At 72.2% G+C, this 18,869-nt stretch carries 15 protein-coding genes; 12 read left to right on the plus strand and 3 right to left on the minus strand.

The window, feature by feature from the left end; genetic code table 11:
- The first annotated feature begins 66 nt into the window (after positions 1-66).
- Together ACRAKH_RS23770 and ACRAKH_RS23775 are read left to right on the plus strand one after the other, a co-directional pair.
- Positions 67-1,689 (plus strand): DUF885 domain-containing protein, encoded by a 1,623-nt coding sequence (locus ACRAKH_RS23770; protein WP_380724925.1) that lies wholly within the window; start codon positions 67-69, stop codon positions 1,687-1,689.
- A 114-nt stretch (positions 1,690-1,803) separates the two neighbouring features.
- The gene (locus tag ACRAKH_RS23775) at positions 1,804-2,775 is read left to right on the plus strand and encodes a quinone oxidoreductase family protein (protein WP_380724924.1); all 972 of its coding nucleotides are present in this window, start codon (positions 1,804-1,806) and stop codon (positions 2,773-2,775) included.
- A 140-nt stretch (positions 2,776-2,915) separates the two neighbouring features.
- Here the strand turns inward: ACRAKH_RS23775 and ACRAKH_RS23780 are convergent, their stop codons facing one another.
- Complete coding sequence (locus ACRAKH_RS23780; RefSeq protein WP_380724923.1) at positions 2,916-3,506, minus strand: FKBP-type peptidyl-prolyl cis-trans isomerase; 591 nt, start codon at positions 3,504-3,506, stop codon at positions 2,916-2,918.
- A 222-nt stretch (positions 3,507-3,728) separates the two neighbouring features.
- Between ACRAKH_RS23780 and ACRAKH_RS23785 the strand changes: the two genes are divergently transcribed.
- The 3 genes from ACRAKH_RS23785 to ACRAKH_RS23795 are packed head-to-tail and all read left to right on the plus strand — an operon-like array spanning position 3,729 to position 6,100.
- Entirely contained in the window at positions 3,729-4,736 is a 1,008-nt protein-coding gene (locus ACRAKH_RS23785; RefSeq protein ID WP_380724922.1) for a hypothetical protein, read from the plus strand.
- A 6-nt stretch (positions 4,737-4,742) separates the two neighbouring features.
- Entirely contained in the window at positions 4,743-5,390 is a 648-nt protein-coding gene (locus ACRAKH_RS23790; protein ID WP_380724921.1) for a hypothetical protein, read from the plus strand.
- A gap of 59 nt (positions 5,391-5,449) precedes the next feature.
- Positions 5,450-6,100 carry an HD family phosphohydrolase gene (locus tag ACRAKH_RS23795; protein ID WP_380724920.1) on the plus strand — a complete coding sequence of 217 codons (651 nt, stop codon included), beginning with the start codon at positions 5,450-5,452 and terminating at the stop codon, positions 6,098-6,100.
- Here ACRAKH_RS23795 and ACRAKH_RS23800 read toward each other — a convergent pair.
- Positions 6,097-6,915: a hypothetical protein gene (locus tag ACRAKH_RS23800; protein ID WP_380724919.1), complete on the minus strand. Its 819-nt coding sequence runs from the start codon at positions 6,913-6,915 to the stop codon at positions 6,097-6,099. The two genes, ACRAKH_RS23795 and ACRAKH_RS23800, sit on opposite strands and share 4 nt — an antisense overlap.
- A 45-nt stretch (positions 6,916-6,960) precedes the next feature.
- Positions 6,961-7,884: a heme o synthase gene (locus ACRAKH_RS23805; RefSeq protein WP_380724918.1), complete on the minus strand. Its 924-nt coding sequence runs from the start codon at positions 7,882-7,884 to the stop codon at positions 6,961-6,963.
- A gap of 257 nt (positions 7,885-8,141) precedes the next feature.
- On the opposite strand from ACRAKH_RS23805, the gene tkt reads away from it, so the two are divergent.
- The 7 genes from tkt to ACRAKH_RS23840 all read left to right on the plus strand — a co-directional run bounded on the left by tkt (position 8,142) and on the right by ACRAKH_RS23840 (position 18,309).
- A complete protein-coding gene (tkt, locus tag ACRAKH_RS23810; RefSeq protein WP_380724917.1) occupies positions 8,142-10,235 on the plus strand; it encodes a transketolase in 2,094 nt (697 codons plus the stop codon).
- Positions 10,236-10,288: 53 nt separating this feature from the next.
- On the plus strand, positions 10,289-11,401 hold the full coding sequence (gene tal, locus ACRAKH_RS23815; RefSeq protein WP_380724916.1) for a transaldolase: 1,113 nt from the start codon (positions 10,289-10,291) through the stop codon (positions 11,399-11,401).
- A gap of 72 nt (positions 11,402-11,473) precedes the next feature.
- Positions 11,474-13,090, plus strand: a complete 1,617-nt coding sequence (locus tag ACRAKH_RS23820; RefSeq protein WP_380724915.1) for a glucose-6-phosphate isomerase — start codon at positions 11,474-11,476, stop codon at positions 13,088-13,090.
- A gap of 73 nt (positions 13,091-13,163) precedes the next feature.
- A complete protein-coding gene (gene zwf, locus ACRAKH_RS23825; RefSeq protein ID WP_380724914.1) occupies positions 13,164-14,705 on the plus strand; it encodes a glucose-6-phosphate dehydrogenase in 1,542 nt (513 codons plus the stop codon).
- Entirely contained in the window at positions 14,702-16,009 is a 1,308-nt protein-coding gene (opcA, locus tag ACRAKH_RS23830; protein WP_447009296.1) for a glucose-6-phosphate dehydrogenase assembly protein OpcA, read from the plus strand. Before zwf ends, opcA begins: the two co-directional genes overlap by 4 nt.
- Complete coding sequence (pgl, locus tag ACRAKH_RS23835) at positions 16,006-16,785, plus strand: 6-phosphogluconolactonase (RefSeq protein ID WP_380726453.1); 780 nt, start codon at positions 16,006-16,008, stop codon at positions 16,783-16,785. Before opcA ends, pgl begins: the two co-directional genes overlap by 4 nt.
- A 258-nt stretch (positions 16,786-17,043) precedes the next feature.
- Entirely contained in the window at positions 17,044-18,309 is a 1,266-nt protein-coding gene (locus tag ACRAKH_RS23840) for a sensor histidine kinase (protein ID WP_380726455.1), read from the plus strand.
- Positions 18,310-18,869 lie beyond the last annotated feature (560 nt).

Here is an 18,869-nt window from a genome sequence, read left to right on the forward strand (position 1 = left end):
AACGGGCAATTGCCCACCGGATTTGTGCCGGCGCGCGCTCGCCGGCAGCGGGTAGCTTCCGTGGTCGTGACCGACCCCACGAACCTCACCCACCAGGTCGAACAGTTCCTCGCGTGGCACTTCGACCACCGACCGGGCACGGCCGCGATGCTCGGCTCCCTCGCCCACGACCACACCCTCGGCGACTTCAGCGCGTCGGCGTTCACCGAGTACGAGCGCGCCGCGGGCGCGTGGCTCGACCGCTTCACCGCGATCGAGACCGCCGACCTCCAGGCGTCGGTGGACCGGGACCTGGTCGTCGCCGTGCTGCGCGGGGTTCGGGCCTCGGCCACGTGGCCCGCCTGGCGGCGCGACCCGTCGGTGTACACCGCCGCGGTGCTGTACCCGTTGTTCAGCGCGTTCCTCAACCGGCTGCGGCCGGAGCCGGAGCTGGTCGCGACGGTGGTGAAGCGGCTGGCCGAGGTGCCGTCGGTGCTGGCCGCGTGCCGCGCCAACCTCGACCCGGCGCTGGCCGCGCCGAAGATCGTGCGACGGGCCGCCGACCAGGCCCGCACGGGCCGGGCGTTCCTCACCGCCACCCTGCCCGCCGAGGTGTCCGACCCGGCGCTGCGCGCGGAGGTGGCCGAGGCCGCGGAACCGGCCGCGAAGGCGTTCGACGAGCTGGCCGTGTTCCTGGACGAGTTCGCGGAGCGCGCCGCCGGCGACTGGCGGATGGGCGAGCGGCTGTACTCGGCGCTGCTGCGGGAGCAGGAAGTCCTCGGCTACGGCGCGGAGGAGCTGCACCGGCGCGGGCAGGCGGCCTACGCCGAGCTGGACGCGGAGATGCGCGAGCTGGCCGGTTCCGCCGACTGGCACGCGGTGATGGCCGGGTTCCAGGACGACCACCCGCCGACGCCGGAGGCGATGCGCGCCGAGTACGAGGCGGAGACGCGGCGGGCGCGGGCGTTCCTGGCGGAGCACGGCCTGGTGACGTTCGCCGAGGGCGAGGAGTGCCGGGTGGTGCCGTCGCCGACGTTCCAGCGCCCGGTCCTGTCGGTGGCGTCGTACATGGCGCCGCCGCCGTTGACGGACCAGCGGACGGGCCACTTCTTCGTGCCGTTCCCGCCGGACGGGTTCACCGCCGAGCAGACCGCCCAGCGGCTGCGCACGAACTCCCGCGCCCAGCTGGCCACGATCGCCGTCCACGAGGCGTACCCCGGCCACCACTGGCACCTGTCGTGGCTGGCCGCGCAGGACCGCCCGGTGCGCAAGGTGTTCCGCACGCCGTACTTCTCCGAGGGCTGGGCGCTGTACGCGGAGAAGCTGCTGCGGGAGCAGGGCTACTTCACCGCCGAGGTCGTCGGCGACGCGGCCAAGGCGCGCGCGCAGGAGCTGGCGCACGTCGAGGCGCGGCTGTTCCGCGCGGCGCGGATGATCGTGGACACCGCGCTGCACTGCGGCGACATGAGCGTCGCGGAGGCCGAGGAGTTCATGACCACCAAGGCGTCCCTGACGCCGGGCACGGCGGCCGGCGAGGTCAGCCGGTACTGCGCGTGGCCGACGCAGGCGCCGTCGTACCTGACCGGCGCGCTGGAGATCGAGCGCATCCGGTCCGAGCACACCGGGTCGCTCCGGGACTTCCACGACACCATCGCCGGTGCGGGCGCGCTGCCGCTCGGCCTGGCGCGGCGGGTCGTTCTCGGCAGGTGAGAACGCGGGCGCGGCGGCCGGACCGCGGAACAGGACGGCCGCCGCGGCGGTTGGCGTACTGACGTACGACCATCTCAAGAGGACGTACGGACATCGCTACAGGAGGACGACGACATGCCCAAGGCAGTGGTGGTGCGCACGACCGGCGGCCCGGAGGCGCTGGAGTTCACCGACGTCGAGGCGAAGTCGCCCGGCGCCGGCGAACTGCTGGTGGACGTGGCCGCGGCCGGGGTGAACTTCATCGACTGCTACCACCGCGAGGGCCGCTACCCGCTGCCCCTGCCGTTCGGGCCGGGGCTGGAGGGCACCGGCCGGGTGAGCGCGGTCGGCCCGGACGTGACGGGGTTCGCGGTGGGCGACCGGGTGGCGTGGGCGCAGTCGATCGGCAGCTACGCCGAGCAGGCCGTGGTGACGGCGCGGGACGCGGTGCCGGTGCCGGACGGCGTGGACGACGAGACGGCGGGCGCGTTGCTGCTGCAGGGCCTCACCGCGCACTACCTGATCGCGTCGACGTACCCGGTGCGGGAGGGCGACACGGTGCTCGTCCACGCCGCCGCCGGCGGTGTGGGGCTGCTGCTCGTGCAGCTGGCGAAGGCACGCGGGGCGCGGGTGATCGGCACGGTGTCCACCGCGGCGAAGGAGGAGCTGGCCCGTGCGGCGGGCGCCGACGAGGTGATCCGGTACGACCTGGTGGACTTCGCGCCCGAGGTGCGGGAGCTGACCGGCGGCGAGGGCGTCGCGGCCGTGTACGACGGCGTGGGCGCGACGACGTTCGACGGGAGCCTGGCCAGCCTGCGGCCGCGCGGTGTGCTGGCGCTGTTCGGCGGGTCGAGCGGCCCGGTGCCGCCGGTGGACCCGATGCGGCTCAACCACGCCGGCTCGGTGTTCCTGACCCGGCCGTCGCTGGGCGCGCACGTCGCCACGCGCGAGGAGCTGGAGTGGCGGGCGGGCGAGCTGTTCGCGGCCGTGGCGGACGGGTCGCTGACCGTGCGGGTCGGCGGGCGCTACCCGCTGGCCGAGGCGCGGCGGGCGCACGAGGACCTGGAAGGCCGCCGCACGACCGGCAAGCTGCTGCTCATCCCCTGAACGACGTCCCTGAACGACGTCCCTGAACGGCACCCGCTGAACGACCTCTCGTGAGCCCCGGTGAGACCGCGGTCCGGACAGGGGGAAGGGCGGTCCCGGCGCGGGACCGCCCTTCGCGGGTGGAGAGGGGAGGCGCGGGGTCAGCCCTCGACCTTGACCGCGTCGACCACGAAGATCAGCGTCTCGCCGGGCTGGATCGCGCCCTGACCGTTCGGGTAACCCTTGTCCGACGGCACGACGAGCAGCCGCCGGCCGCCCTCCTTCAGACCGATCAGGCCCTCGTTCCAGCCCTGGATCACGCTGGCCTGGCCGATGTTCTTCAGCTCGAACGGCTGGCCGCGGTCCCAGGACGCCTCACGGGTCTGCTGGTCGCGGAACGTCGCCAGCACGTAGTGGAGCTGGGCGGTGGAGCCCGACTTGATCTCGGGGCCGGTGCCCGGGGTGAGGTCCTTGACGACCAAGCCGTCCTGCGGCGTGCAGCCGGTCGGGACGGTGATCGCCGGCTTCTCCCCCGCCGCGCCCGTCACCTGGTACTGCTCCGGCGCGCACGGCGGACCGCTCGGCTCGGGCAGCTCGGCCTGGGTCGGCTGCTGCTCCTCCGGCTGGGCGGCGGTCGCGGTCGGGGTGTTGGTGAGGGTGGACGGCCGGTCGCTAGCGGTGCACGCGGTCAGCGCCAGACCGGCGGACAACAGGGACACGAGGGCCAGGGCCGTACGGCCGACAGTACGCATGGTTGCCGAGCTTAGGGTTCAGCCCCGCGCGCCCTGCCGCAGGCCCCACCAGCAGGCCCAACGGCGATCACCGTGCGCTGTCTTCGATCTTCAAAACTATCCGCAAATGTGCCACTAATTACCGCTTCCGCCATTGCGTACTCGCGCGTACAGTGACTCCGCGCACTTGATCGGATACCTACAGCATTCGTCCGATCGAGTGCCCACCAAGGAGGTGACCCCGTGTCCGCGGAGCCGGATGGCGTCCGCAGCAACCTGTTACAGGAATTGTTCTGGACCAGGACCGGGCTGCTACTGCTGACCCTGGTCGTCACTTCCGGCGGCTGCCTGGCCATTTCCAGCACAATGGATCAAGGTGCCGCCCGCGCGTTCCTGACGGCGGCGGGCACCGGCACGTTGATCTCGGCCGTGGTCGGGTTCTGGCAGACCGTGATCACCAGTTCCGCCGCGCACCGGGCGCTCGTCACCCCGGTCGTGGAGGAGAGCCGCAAGGCGTTGCGCGACCTCACCGCCGAGTACCGGGCGCTCGACCGCGAGTTCTTCCCCAGCCACGTGTTCGAGCCGACCGCCAAGCCGGACCCGGCGTTCAACCAGGTCATGATGCAGGACCTCGAACGCACCCGGCTGTACGTGTTCCGCGGCTTCGCGGGGCGGTACGCGGCCTGCCGGCTGCTGCTGTCCCAGTCGGAGTGCGAGCTCAAGGCCGTCCTGGCCGACCCGCGGGACGGTGACGCGATCAGCGGGCGGGCCCGGTACCTGCTGCGCAACGAAGGCGCGGACGGCGACTACGACTCGATCGTGGCGAAGCTGCGCGAGCAGATCTCCATCGGGCTGGTGGGCCTGTTCCTGGCCCGCGGCCGCTGCTCGCGGATCGACCTGACGATCGTGTCCGACCCGCCGCTCGACCGGTTGGAGCTGTTCGACGACAGCGTGTGGCTCACCCTCTACAGCAACACCAGCGCGGGCGTGATCCGCCTGTACCCGCGCACGGTGCGGTTCTCCGAGGGCTCGTTCATCTACGGGATGGAACGCGCCGAGTTCCTGCGCATCAGCAATTCCAAGGCAGGGCTCCACGTCGTCATCACACCGGGCACCAGCCGGGCGGATTTCCTCGCCCTGTTCGAGAAGATCACCGGGACCGCGCTCACCGAGGACGGGTTCCGGTCGCTGGAGGAGAAGTTCCACCGATTCCGGAGAGAATTCTCCGCCTCCGCTCAGTTGGGGAGCTGATAAGTCGTGCTGACCGAGTCCACCGGGTTCTCCGCGCTCGCGGAACTCGCCACGCTGATCACCGTGGCCGACCCCCCTGTCGTCGACCACTGGGACCACGTCGAGAGGCGGTTCCGGGAGTGGGCGGGCCGACCCGGCCTGCGGGAGAGGCTGCGCGGGCACCTGCGCTCCCTCTCGCCGCGGGAGGAGATGCGCCTGGCGGCGAGATCCCGCGAGACGACGACCCACTTCGCGTGGTGCCTGCGCGACGAGCCGGCCGAGCCGTTCACGTTCTGGCTGCACGAGTACAAGCCGCAGCGCGACTGGCGCGCGGGGTACGCCGACTCGATCCACAACCACCGCTACCACTTCTGCACCATCATCCTGTCGGGCTCCTACCTGCACGAACGCTTCACGGCGGACGTGGCGGACGACGGTCGGGCGATCCTGTCCACCGCCCTGCTGCGCAGCGCCGAGGCCCGCGAGGGCGCCTCGGGGACGATGCTGGCGCACGAGTTCCACCGCATCCCGAAGGCGGCGGACGACACCATGACGTTCCTGGTGAAGTCCCGCGCGGTCCGCCCGTGGAGCCTGAGCTACGACCCCGACACCCGGACCAGCCACCGGCACGTGCCGGTCGAGGCGAGGTTGGAGGTCCTGACGAACAACCTCTGACGAGCGCCAACGATCACGGCGCGCGCCTACCATCGGCCCACCCGGAACGGGAGGGTCCAATGAGTACTGTCACGCGCGCCGTCACGGCGCAGGCGATCTCCGAGGTGGAGCGCGAGGTGGGGCGGCTGTGCCGCGACCTGGCCGCGCGGCTCCAGTTCCACGGCTGGCACCACGTCAGCTTCGTGCGAGACAAGGCGGTCCACTTCGCCCGGCGGAACGGCTCCGACGTGCCGCTGGTCGAGGTGGCCGCGCTGGTCCACGACGTCAACTACATGGTCCGGCGCAACTCGCTGCCCGTCGACGGCCGGTGGCTGCGGCTGGACATCCTGGCGCGCGCGGGCGTGCCGGACGACGTCGCGGCGCGGGTGGACGAGGTCGTGGAGGAGGCCGAGATGCGCACCCGGCACCGCGACATCTCGCGGGAGGCGCAGGCCCTGTCCGACGCGGACACCCTGTTCAAGGCGCTGCCGGTGACGCCGGTGGTGCTCGCGCCCAAGTACCTCGCGGAGAACGGGATCACGCTGCGCGAGCTGGCGCACAAGATCGTCGGCGAGCAGCGCGACAAGCACGACGCGGGCTACTACTTCTACGACCCGGAGGCGGCGGCCACGTACTCGCGGTGGGCCACGGCGAACCTGGAGCTGTGGTCGTGCATCGTGGAGTCGCTGGACGACCCGACGGTGAACGAACTGCTGTCCGCGGTGTCCTAGGCCGGCTTCTCCCAGACGACCAGGTCGAACTTGACCCAGCGGTAGGAATCGACGTCCACCACGACGAAGCCCGCCCAGCGGCCCTCCGTCGTCTTCACGCAGAAGGACGCCCCCTCGCCCACCATGTCGCTGTTGATGTAGTCGTCCACGGCCGTGGCGGCCGCGCACTCCTGGTGAGTGGGCGGCGCCTCGGCGAGCTTCTCCTTGACCAGGACGATGGACGCGGCGCGCAACCCGCCCTCGTACTTCAGGTCGGTCCGCTGCGACGTCTTGGCGGCGACACCGCCGTTCTCCTCGGTGGTCGAGTCCAGGTCGATGGTGTACTCGTAGTTGAGGGTCACCTCGCCGGCGCGGAGCCGGCCCGCGGCGGGCGGGGCTTGGACGGTGGTGGACGTCGGGGCCGCGGCGGGGGTGGTGGTCGAGGGGTCGGTCTCGGCCTGTGCCGCGACGGTCGGCGTGGTGGTGGTCGTCGTCGTTGCCCCGGGCTGGGCGGTGCCCGGGGTGGGGCGCAGTTCCAGGCCCCCGAGCAGGCCCGCCGTCGCCGCACCCACCACGGTCAGCAACACCGGGACCACGAAGTGCTTGGTCAGGTGCTGCTGAGGGCGACTGCCCCAGCGGTACAGCAGCCAGACACCCACCAGGGTGACGACACCGGCGGCGACCAGGGACAACGGCACCTGGTCCTTGATCCCGCCCACCACGGACAACAGCAACGCGGCCACGCCGGCCATCCCGCCGAAGACCTGCCAGCGGTCGACCGTCGCCTTGTCGAAGGACCCCCGGTCGGGCGGTGTCCCATCCCCCTGCACGGACATGTGATCAGGCTAGCTATCCGCAAATATGCGGAAAGTGCATCAAGCTCAGAACGGCCAGCCGAGCACCGGCAGCCCGACCACGGCGTCCACGGCGAGGCCGCAGAAGACGAGCATCAGGTACAGGTTCGACAGGTGGAAGAACTTCATGGTGTTCGTCGAACCGCCGCGGCGCACGACCCCGTGCAGCCGGTGGGCGAACACCGCGAACCAGATGCCGGACGCCGCCGCCACCGCGACGTAGATCCACGACGTCACCGGCGCGAGCAGCAGGGTGCACACCACCGTGATCCACGAGTAGATGACGATCTGCCGCGTGACCTGCTGGGCGGTCGCCACCACCGGCAGCATCGGCACGCCGGCCCGCGCGTAGTCCTCCTTGAACTTCATCGCGAGCGCCCACGTGTGCGGCGGCGTCCAGAAGAAGATCACGCCGAACATCACCAGGGCGGGCCACGCCACCGTGCCGGTCACCGACGACCAGCCGATGATCACCGGCATGCAGCCGGCCATGCCGCCCCAGATGATGTTCTGCGAGGTCCGGCGCTTGAGGACCAGGGTGTAGACGAAGATGTAGAACAGGATCGTGGCCACCGCGAACACGGCCGAGATCAGGTTCGTGGTCAGCCACAGGAACCCGAACGACACCACGCCGAGGACGATGCCGAAGATCAGCGCGTTGCGCGGCGGGATGGAGTCCTTCGCCAGCGGCCGGGCGCTGGTGCGCTTCATGACCGAGTCGATGTCGGCGTCGACGTAGCAGTTCAGCGCGTTCGCCGAGCCCGCCGCCAGGGTGCCGCCCGCCAGCGTGCACGCGATCAGCCACAGCGGCGGCAGGCCGCGGGCGGCCAGCAGCATCGCCGGGATGGTGGTGATCAGCAGCAGCTCGATCACCCGGGGCTTGGTCAGCGCGACGTACGCGCCGACGACCTGTCGGGGCGACCGCGCCGGAGCCTCGGTGACGGCACTCATCGCGTCGCGCTCCTCGTCAGGTCAGGGGTGTGCGCAGATCGTAGCCGCGGCGTGTCCGAGCAGCCCGTTCGGGTACTCCCTGAACGCACCGAGGACACCTGTGCGTACACCCACAGAGCGCAGGTGGCACGAGTCTCCCTTCGTCGGACTAGGCTGGTCGGCGGACCTTGGGAGCCGCGGATCGGGCCTGACGGGATCGATTAAGTTCACCGCCGGCCGTCACAACCGCCGCCTAGTGAGTTTGGAGCTGGAAGTCAGTGTCCGTCACCGATGACATCGCCCGGTTGACCGAAGCCCACCTGCCCGAAGACTGGACCGACCTCGACCGGCGGGCGGTCGACACCGCGCGCGTGCTGGCCGCGGACGCCGTGCAGAAGGTCGGCAACGGCCACCCCGGCACCGCGATGAGCCTCGCGCCGCTGGCCTACACGCTGTTCCAGCGCGTGATGCGCCACGACCCGGCCGACGCCGACTGGATCGGCCGCGACCGGTTCGTGCTCAGCGCGGGCCACTCGAGCCTCACCCTCTACGTCCAGCTGTTCCTCAACGGCTACGGCCTGGAGCTGGACGACCTCAAGGCGCTGCGCACGTGGGGTTCCCAGACCCCCGGCCACCCGGAGCACCGGCACACCCGGGGCGTCGAGATCACCACCGGCCCGCTGGGCCAGGGCCTCGCCTCCGCGGTCGGCATGGCGATGGGCGCGCGCCGCGAGCGCGGCCTGTTCGACCCGGACGCCCCGCTCGGCGAGAGCCCGTTCGACCACCACATCTTCGTGATCGCCTCCGACGGCGACATCGAGGAGGGCGTGACGTCCGAGGCGTCGTCCCTGGCGGGCACCCAGAAGCTGGGCAACCTGACCGTCATCTACGACGACAACAAGATCTCGATCGAGGACGACACCACGATCGCCCTGTCCGAGGACACCGCGAAGCGGTACGAGGCCTACGGCTGGCACGTGCAGGTCGTCGAGGGCGGCGAGAACGTCCAGGGCATCATCGAGGCCCTGGAGAACGCCAAGGCGGAGACCGAGCGCCCGTCGTTCATCCTGCTGCGCACGATCATCGGCTTCCCCGCGCCGAACAAGCAGAACACCGGCGCGGCGCACGGCGCGGCCCTGGGCGCGGACGAGGTCGCCGAGGTCAAGCGCATCCTCGGCTTCGACCCGGAGCAGACGTTCGAGGTCTCCGACGAGGTGCTGGAGCACACCCGCTCGGTGATCAAGCGCGGCGAGGCCGCCAAGTCCGAGTGGCAGAAGTCGTTCGACGCGTGGGCGCAGGCCAACCCGGAGCGCAAGGCGCTGCTGGACCGCCTGATCGGCCGCGGCCTGCCCGAGGGCTGGGCCGACGCGCTGCCGTCGTGGGAGCCCGACGCCAAGGGCGTCGCCACCCGCAAGGCCTCCGGCGAGGTGCTGAACGCGCTGCGCGACGTGCTGCCGGAGCTGTGGGGCGGCTCGGCCGACCTCGCGGAGTCGAACAACACCACGATGAAGGGCGTCGACTCGTTCGGCCCCGAGTCGATCTCCACGAAGATGTGGAACGCCAACCCGTACGGCCGCACGCTGCACTTCGGCGTCCGCGAGCACGCCATGGGCTCGATCCTCAACGGCATCGCGCTGCACGGCCCGACCCGCCCGTACGGCGGCACGTTCCTCGTGTTCAGCGACTACATGCGCCCGGCGGTCCGCCTGGCGGCGCTGATGAAGTCCGCGGTCACCTACGTGTGGACGCACGACTCCATCGGCCTCGGCGAGGACGGCCCGACGCACCAGCCGATCGAGCACCTGGCCGCGCTGCGCGCGATCCCCGGCCTGACCGTGCTGCGCCCCGGCGACGCGAACGAGACGGCCGCCGCGTGGCGCGCCGTGATCGAGAACCCGACCGGCCCGGCCGGCATCGCCCTGACCCGCCAGAACCTGCCGGTGCTGGAGGGCACCAAGGAGAAGGCGACCGAGGGCGTGGCCCGCGGCGGTTACGTGCTGGAGGGCGACGGCGAGCCGGAGCTGATCCTCATCGCCACCGGCTCGGAGCTCCAGATCGCGGTCGAGGCGCGCAAGGTCTTCGAGGCCGAGGGCGTCGCCGCCCGCGTCGTGTCCATGCCGAGCGTCGAGTGGTTCGACGCGCAGGACGAGGAGTACCGCGAGCGGGTTCTGCCGTCGTCGGTCAAGGCGCGCGTCGTGGTCGAGGCGGGCATCGCCCAGCCGTGGCACCGGTTCGCGGGCGACGCGGGCGAGATCGTCTCCATCGAGCACTTCGGCGCGTCCGCGGACTACCAGACGCTGTTCCGCGAGTTCGGCTTCACCACGGAGAACGTGGTCGCGGCGGCCCGCCGGTCGCTGGCCAAGGTCAAGTGACCCGAGCGCGCGACCGCCGACCCGCACCAGACCTTCTTCAGGGAGTTGACGAGATGAGCACCAATCCGCTGGCCGCGCTCAGCGACGCGGGCGTGTCGATCTGGCTGGACGACCTGTCCCGCGAGCGGCTGAACACCGGCAACCTGGCCGGCCTCATCGCCGACCAGCACGTCGTCGGCGTCACCACCAACCCGACCATCTTCGCCGCCGCGCTGGCCAAGGGCTCGTCGTACGACGAGCAGGTCCGCGAGCTGGCCGCGCGCGGCGCCGACACCGACGCCGCCGTCCGCGAGATCACCACCACGGACGTGCGCAACGCGTGCGACCTGTTCCGCGACATCTACACCGCCACCGACGGCGTGGACGGCCGCGTGTCGATCGAGGTCGACCCGCGCCTGGCCAACGACACCGAGGGCACCATCGCCGAGGCGCTCGACCTGGCCAAGGCGGTCGACCGGCCGAACCTGCTGGTGAAGATCCCGGCCACGGTGGCGGGCCTGCCCGCGATCACCAAGGTGCTCGCCGAGGGCATCAGCGTGAACGTGACGCTGATCTTCTCCGTCGAGCGCTACCGCCACGTGATGGAGGCGTTCGTCGCCGGCCTGGAGCAGGCCAAGGCCAACGGCCACGACCTGCGCACGATCCACTCCGTGGCGTCGTTCTTCGTGTCCCGTGTGGACACCGAGATCGACAAGCGGCTGGACGCGCTGGACACCCCGGCCGCCGCCGGGCTGCGCGGCAAGGCCGCCATCGCCAACGCGGTGCTGGCGTACGCGGCGTACCAGGAGACGTTCGCCGGCGAGCGCTGGGAGGCGCTGGCCGCCGACGGCGCCCGCGCGCAGCGTCCACTGTGGGCGTCCACCGGCGTGAAGGACACGAGGTACTCCGACACCCGGTACGTCGACGAGCTGGTCGTCGCCGGCACGGTCAACACGATGCCGGAGAAGACGCTGCACGCGGTCGCCGATCACGGCAAGATCGTGGGCGACACCGTGACCGGGCAGGCGGCCCAGGCGCAGGAGGTCTTCGACGGGCTGGTCGAGGTCGGCATCGACCTGGACGACGTGTTCGTCGCGCTGGAGACCGAGGGCGTCGACAAGTTCGAGAAGTCGTGGGCCGAGCTGCTGGAGACGGTGACCGGACAGCTGGATCAGGCCAAGGGCTGAGCCCCAGGGCCGGGCCCAGGGTCCGGGCCCGGCCCGGTACCAGGACGAAGTCGAGAGCAGAACAGGACAGACATGACCGAGGTGATCTCCGTGGAGATCGTCCGCACCCCGAACCAGGACCAGGTCGACACCGTCATCGGTGACCTGGTCCGGGACGCGGCGCCCAGCAGGCTCACCGCAGGCGACGCCACGCTGTGGGGCGCGGAGGCGGAACCGGAGGCGTCGATCCGCCTGGCGTGGACGACGCTGCACGAGACGTCCCGCCCGCTCATCCCGGAGATCACCGCGCTGCGCGACGAGCTGCTCGCCGAAGGCGTGGACCGCGTGGTCCTCGCCGGGATGGGCGGCTCGTCGCTCGCGCCCGAGGTGATCACCGGCACGGCGGGCGTGCCGCTGGTCGTGCTCGACACCACCGACCCCGGCCAGGTGGCCGAGGCGCTGGCGGGCGACCTGCGGCGCACCGTCGTGGTGGTGTCGTCGAAGTCCGGCGGCACCGTCGAGACCGACAGCCACCGGCGGATCTTCGAGGCGGCGTTCGCGGCCGAGGGCATCGACGCGGCGTCGCGGATCGTCGTGGTGACCGACCCCGGCTCCCCGCTGGAGGCGGCGTCGCGGGAGGCGGGCTACCGCAAGGTGTTCCTGGCCGACCCGCACGTCGGCGGCCGGTACTCGGCGCTGACCGCGTTCGGCCTGGTGCCGTCGGGGCTGGCGGGCGCGGACGTCGGCACGCTGCTCGACGAGGCGGCCGCCGCCGCGCCGCTGGTGTCGGCGGACTCGCCGGACAACCCGGCGGTCGTGCTGGCCGCCACGTTCGCCGTGGCGCACGCGCACGGCGCCGAGAAGATCGTGTTCGCCGACACCGGCTCCGGCATCTCCGGGTTCGGCGACTGGGCCGAGCAGCTGATCGCCGAGTCGACCGGCAAGAACGGCACGGGCCTGCTGCCCGTGGTGGTCGAGGGTCCGGGCGCGCCCGGTTTCGTGGACGCCCGCTCGGACGCCACGACCGTCGCGATCGGACCGGCCACCGGCTCGTCCTCCCTCGCGGTCGAGGGCACGCTCGGCGCGCAGTTCCTCGTCTGGGAGTACGCGACCGCGCTGGTCAGCCGGGTGCTGGAGATCAACCCGTTCGACCAGCCGGACGTCGAGGCGGCGAAGAAGGCGTCCCGGTCGCTGCTCGACGCGTCGGCCCCGTCGTCCGTCGAGCCGGCCTTCGTGGACGGCCCGATCGAGGTCTACCCGAGCGAGGGCTGGCTGCCGGCGGACGTGAAGACGGTCGCCGAGGCGCTGGTGGCGCTCGTCGCCGCCGCGTCCGAGCACGGCTACCTGTCCGTGCAGGCGTACCTGGACCGGATCGACGACGCGTCGTTCGCCCTGGTTCGCCCGGAGTTGGCGCTGCGTTCACACCTGCAGACCACGTTCGGGTGGGGGCCCCGGTTCCTGCACTCGACCGGCCAGTACCACAAGGGCGGACACCAGAACGGCGTGTTCCTCCAGCTCACCGGGGCGTCGGAGACGCGGCTGGAGGTGCCGGGCCGCCCGTACGACCTCAGCACGTTGCAGCTCGCGCAGGCGCTGGGCGACGGCCAGGTGCTGGCCGAGCGCGGCCGGCCCGTGCTGCGGCTGCACCTGACCGACCGCGTCGCCGGGCTCGCGCAGCTCGTCGAGGCAATCCAGGAGGACGGTTCGTGACCGAGCTCGCGAGGTCGCCACTCACCACAGCACCGTGCGGTCCACTGCCCGACGAGTCCGGCGAGGAGGTCCGATGACCGCGCCCACCAAGCGCAACCCGCTGCGCGACCCGCGGGACAAGCGGATGCCGCGCATCGCCGGGCCGTCCGGCCTGGTCATCTTCGGCGTGACCGGCGACCTGTCGCGCAAGAAGCTCATGCCCGCGATCTACGACCTGGCCAACCGCGGCCTGCTGCCGCCGGGCTTCGCGCTCGTCGGCTTCGCCCGCCGCGACTGGGCCGACCAGGACTTCATGCAGGTCGTGCACGACGCCGTCAAGGAGCACGCGCGCACCCCGTTCCGGCAGGAGGTCTGGGACCAGCTCGCCGAGGGCATCCGGTTCGTGCAGGGCACCTTCGACGACGACATCGCGTTCGACACGCTCGCCACGACGCTCGCCGACCTGGACCGCGACCGCGGCACCGGCGGCAACCACGCGTTCTACCTGTCGGTGCCGCCCAGCGCGTTCACCACGGTCGTCAACCAGCTCAAGCGCGCGGGCCTGGCCACGCCGCCGACCGACAACCCCGGCCAGTGGCGCCGCGTGGTCATCGAGAAGCCGTTCGGCCACGACCTGGCCAGCGCCCGGCAGCTCAACAAGACCGTCAACGACGTCTTCCCCGAGGAGTCGGTGTTCCGCATCGACCACTACCTCGGCAAGGAGACGGTGCAGAACATCCTGGCGCTGCGCTTCGCGAACCAGCTCTACGAGCCCATCTGGAACGCGAACTACGTGGACCACGTGCAGATCACCATGGCCGAGGACATCGGCCTCGGCGGTCGCGCCGGCTACTACGACGGCATCGGCGCGGCCCGCGACGTGATCCAGAACCACCTGCTCCAGCTGCTCGCGCTCACCGCGATGGAGGAGCCGGTGTCGTTCCGGCCGAGCGACCTGCGCGCGGAGAAGGTGAAGGTGCTGTCGGCGACGCGCCCCGTGGGGCCGTTCGACGAGACCACCGCCCGCGGCCAGTACTCCGGCGGCTGGCAGGGCGGGCAGAAGGTGCCCGGCCTGCTGGAGGAGGGCGGGTTCGCCAAGGACTCGACCACCGAGACGTACGCCGCGATCACGTGCGAGATCAACACGCGCCGCTGGGCGGGCGTGCCGTTCTACCTGCGCACCGGCAAGCGGCTCGGCCGCCGCGTCACCGAGGTGGCCGTGGTGTTCAAGCGCGCGCCGCACCTGCCGTTCGACGACACCGCGACCGAGGAGCTGGGGCAGAACGCCCTGGTGGTGCGGGTGCAGCCGGACGAGGGCGTGACCATCCGGTTCGGCTCCAAGGTGCCCGGCAACACCATGGAGGTCCGGGACGTCACGATGGACTTCGGCTACGGCCACGCGTTCACCGAGTCGTCCCCCGAGGCCTACGAGCGGCTGCTGCTGGACGTGCTGCTCGGCGAGCCGTCGCTGTTCCCGAAGAACGACGAGGTCGAGCTGTCCTGGGAGATCCTGGACCCGGTCCTCGCGCACTGGGCCGCCAACGGCGCCCCGGAGAAGTACAAGGCAGGCACCTGGGGGCCGGCGTCGGCGGACGAGATGCTGGCCCGCACCGGCAGGCACTGGAGGCGTCCGTGATCATCGACCTGCCCTCGACCACCACGTCACAGGTCAACAGCAAGCTCGTGCGGCTGCGCGAGGAAGGCGGCGCGGTCACCCTCGGCCGCGTGCTGACGCTGGTCATCGTGACCGACGACGGCACGAAGACCGAGGAGGCCATCGACGCGGCGAACGACGCCAGCCGCGAGCACCCGTGCCGGGTGATCGTGGTCGCCCGGGGCGCCCGCAAGGCCGCGCCCCGGCTGGACGCGCAGATCCGCGTCGGCGGTGACGCGGGCGCGTCCGAGGTCATCGTGCTGCGGCTGTACGGCGAGCTGGCCAACGAGGGCGCGTCGTGCGTCGTGCCGCTGCTGCTGCCGGACACCCCGGTGGTGGCGTGGTGGCCGAACGAGGCGCCCGCCGTGCCCGCGCTGGACCCCATCGGGCAGCTCGCGCAGCGCCGGATCACCGACGCGGCGGCGGAGAAGAACCCGATCCGGGCGCTGGAGCAGCGGCGCACCTCGTACACGCCGGGCGACACGGACCTGGCGTGGACGCGGCTGACGCTGTGGCGGGCGATGCTCGCGTCGGCGTTCGACCTGCCGCCCTACGAGCGGGTCGTCGAGGCCGAGGTGAGCGGGGAGAGCGACTCGCCGTCGACCGACCTGCTCGCGGCGTGGCTCGCCGGGTGCCTGAAGGTGCCGGTGAAGCGGGCCAAGGCCACGCGCGGCGAGGGCATCGTGGACGTGCGGCTGGAGCGGCGGTCCGGTGTGGTCGAGCTGTCCCGTCCGGACGGCAAGGTCGGCGCGCTGACGCAGCCCGGCCAGCCGGAGCGGCGGGTCGCGCTGCAGCGCCGCTCGGTGCGGGACTGCCTGGCAGAGGAGCTGCGCCGGCTCGACCCGGACGACGTGTACGAGACGGCGTTGCGGTCGCTGGGCAAGGTCGTGCGCGGCCGGACCACGCCGAAGGCCGCGGCGGCGACGCGCAAGCCCGCCGCCAAGCCGGCGAAGGCCGCCAAGGTGGCCGGGTCCGTCGGCGGCGCCGCGCCGGTTCCGACCGCGCCGGTTTCGACCGCGCCGGTTTCGACCGCGCCGGTTTCGACCGAGCCGGTGGCGGCTGTGGCCGCAGCCGGTGACGCCAAGCCGGCCGCGTCGAAGCCCGCCGCCAAGGAGCCCGCCGCCAAGGCGTCCGCCGGCAAACCCGGCAAGGCGTCCGACGCTGCCAAGCCGGCCACGCGGACGTCGGCCCGGTCGTCGGCCGCGAAGGCGAAGTCCGGCGGTTCGCCCGACGGCGAGGCGAAGTCCGGCGCGCCGAAGGCGGCCAAGGTGAAGGCGGGTTCGTGAGCCGGCCCGAGGTGGTGGTGCACCGTGACGGCGACCTGCTGGCCGCCGCCACGGCCGCGCGCCTGGTGACCAGCCTGGTGGACGCGCAGACCGCGCGCGGGTCGGCGTCGCTGGTGCTGACCGGCGGGCGGACCGGCATCGCGGTGCTGGAGCACCTGCGCGCCACGCCCGCGCGGGACGCGGTGGACTGGACGCGCGTCGACCTGTACTGGGGCGACGAGCGGTTCCTGCCCGCCGGGCACCCCGAGCGCAACGAGACCCAGGCCCGTGAGGCGCTGCTGGACCACGTCCCGGTGCCGGCGTCGCGGGTGCACGTGATGGAGCCGTCCGACGGGCGGTTCGGTGACGACCCGGAGGCCGCCGCCGAGGCGTACGCCGACGTCCTGGCCGCCGCCGCGCGCCCAGAGGACCACGGCTCGGTGCCGTCGTTCGACGTGTGCCTGCTCGGGGTCGGCGAGGAGGGGCACGTCGCCTCGATCTTCCCCGACTCGCCCGCGGTGCACGAGCGGGAGCGCGCCGTCGTCGCGGTCCGCGACTGCCCGAAGCCGCCGCCGACGCGGGTCAGCCTCACCCTGCCCGCCATCCGCGCCTCCCGCGAGGTGTGGCTGATGACGACGGGTGCGGCGAAGGCCGCGGCCGTCGCCGAGGGCCTGGCCGGCGCCGGCGAGGTGGAGCTGCCCGCCGCCGGAGCCCGGGGACAGCGCCGCACCCTGTGGCTGCTCGACCCGGCTGCCGCCGCGAAGGCGCCGGACCTGTTCACCCCTCCCCTGGCTTGAGCCGGGTAGTCCCGCCGCTGCCGCCGTCACCTCACCGGGTGCCGGCGGCAGTGGCGCATCCGGGGTCGGGGCGTGATCTGCCGCACGCGCCGGCCGCCGTCCGCGGGCGTTCCCCCTGGTGGTGTCCGCTGAGCGGACGTTCGCGCTCGCAATTTTGTGCGGCGCTCCGCGTCCCGTTCGGGTAATCAACGCATCTCGAAGGGTGAGCGGGTCGATCGAGCACGTCGGGGGCGGGAAGGGCGGGTCATGCCAAGCGCGATGACAGCGCAGTACGGTGAGGACCGGCGGATAGCGGACACGGGAGGTCGAACCCTGGCCGGCAACGCTGTCGAGAGGCTGCCGAGCGGTCGGGTCAACGGCGTTCCGACCGAGCGGGTGCCCCGTGCTGCCGTCCACGAGGTGCTGCTGCGGTTGCTCGGCAAGCACCGGCAGCTGGCGTTCGACGTGGCGGCCGTGGCGATCGCCGCGCTCGACGTGTGGCTGCGGGTCGTGCCCGAGGCCGAGCGGTACAACTACGTGCTGTCGATCATCTCCGTGGCCGCCGTCGCCCTCCGCCGCCGGTTCCCGTTCCTGGTCGTGCTGATCACCGTGCCCGGTTTCCTGGCGGGGTGGGCGCAGCTGGCGGCGATGATCGCGCTGGGCACCCTGGCGCGGCGCAAGCTGCTGTCGACGCAGACGTACATCGGCGCCGGGTTGGTGTGGTTCAGCCGGTTCTTCCTGTGGCCGGTGGAGGACTTCGTCGAGCTCGGCTGGAAGACGCACGTGCACGACGCCATCTACGGGTGCCTGGTCGCGGGGATGCCGATCGCGATCGGCCTGCTCGCGCACGCGAGGGAGGAGCTGTCCGCGCGGATCGCCGAGCTGGCCGCCAGCCGGGAGCGGGAACGGATGCTGCACGCCCACGCCGTGCGGGCGGACGAGCGGGCGAGGTTGGCGCGGGAGATGCACGACGTCGTGTCGCACCAGGTGAGCTTGATCGCGATGCAGGCGGGGGCGCTGCGGGTGGCGGCGGCCGATCCGAACGCCAAGCAGGTGGCGGGCACGATCCGCATGCTCAGCACGCGGACGTTGGACGAGCTGCGGCAGCTGGTGAGCGTGCTGCGGACCACGAGCGGTGACGACTCGCCCCAGCCGAGGGTCGAGGACCTGCCGCAGTTGGTGGCCGGCGCCGGCGTGCCCGCAACGCTGACCGTGCGCGGCCCGGTGGACGACCTGCCGGCCCCGGTGTCGGGTGCCGTGTACCGGACCGTGCAGGAGGCTTTGACCAACGTGCGGAAGCACGCGTGCGGGGCGCCGACGTCGGTGTTGGTGGTGGCGGAGGCCGATGTGCTGCGGGTGGAGGTCCGCAACGAGGCGCCCGAGACGTCGCGCGACCACGGCACGTTGCCGAGCGGCGGTCATGGCCTGGTGGGGCTGCGGGAGCGGGCGGCGCTGCTGGACGGCGAGTTCGAAGCCGGCCCGACGGCCGGCGGCGGCTTCGCCGTGAGGGTAACGTTTCCGCTGGTCAGATCCCTGGACACCTGACGATCCCGATACCCGATCGGGTGATTGTCACATCGCCACGTAAGAAAACACCGTTATCATCAACCTCAAACGTCGGTTGAAACAACGAGGCCGCCAACCAACCCTCGCCCCCGCCACCCCTCCGCCCCAACCCCGCCCGACCTTCACCACCCGACCCTCGCCACCCAACGCCCCGCCCGCCGCGCGACCCTTCGCTACCGGCCCGGCCGACACAGGTGCGCCCAGGGCGACCCACAAGCGACCCCACAGCAGGGCAACGGAAACAGCGCCGCGGTGGCCGGGCGCGACACGGGGCCGACCACGCAGCACGCGCAGGAATGCTCGCAGTGACCGGGCGCGCGCAGGAATGCCCGCCGTGGCCGGACGCGCGCAGGAATGCCCGCCGTGGCCGGACGCGCGCAGGAATGCTCGCCGGGACTGGCCGCGGGCAGGAATGCTCGCCGGGACCACCGGACGCGCGCACGAATGCTCGCCGTGGCCGGACGCGGGTGGGTGGTGCCGGCGCGGCTGGTCCGCAGGCGGTGGGTGGAGACAGGGCGGCCGGTCGGCGAATCGCGTGG

Source organism: Saccharothrix hoggarensis (genome assembly GCF_052936025.1).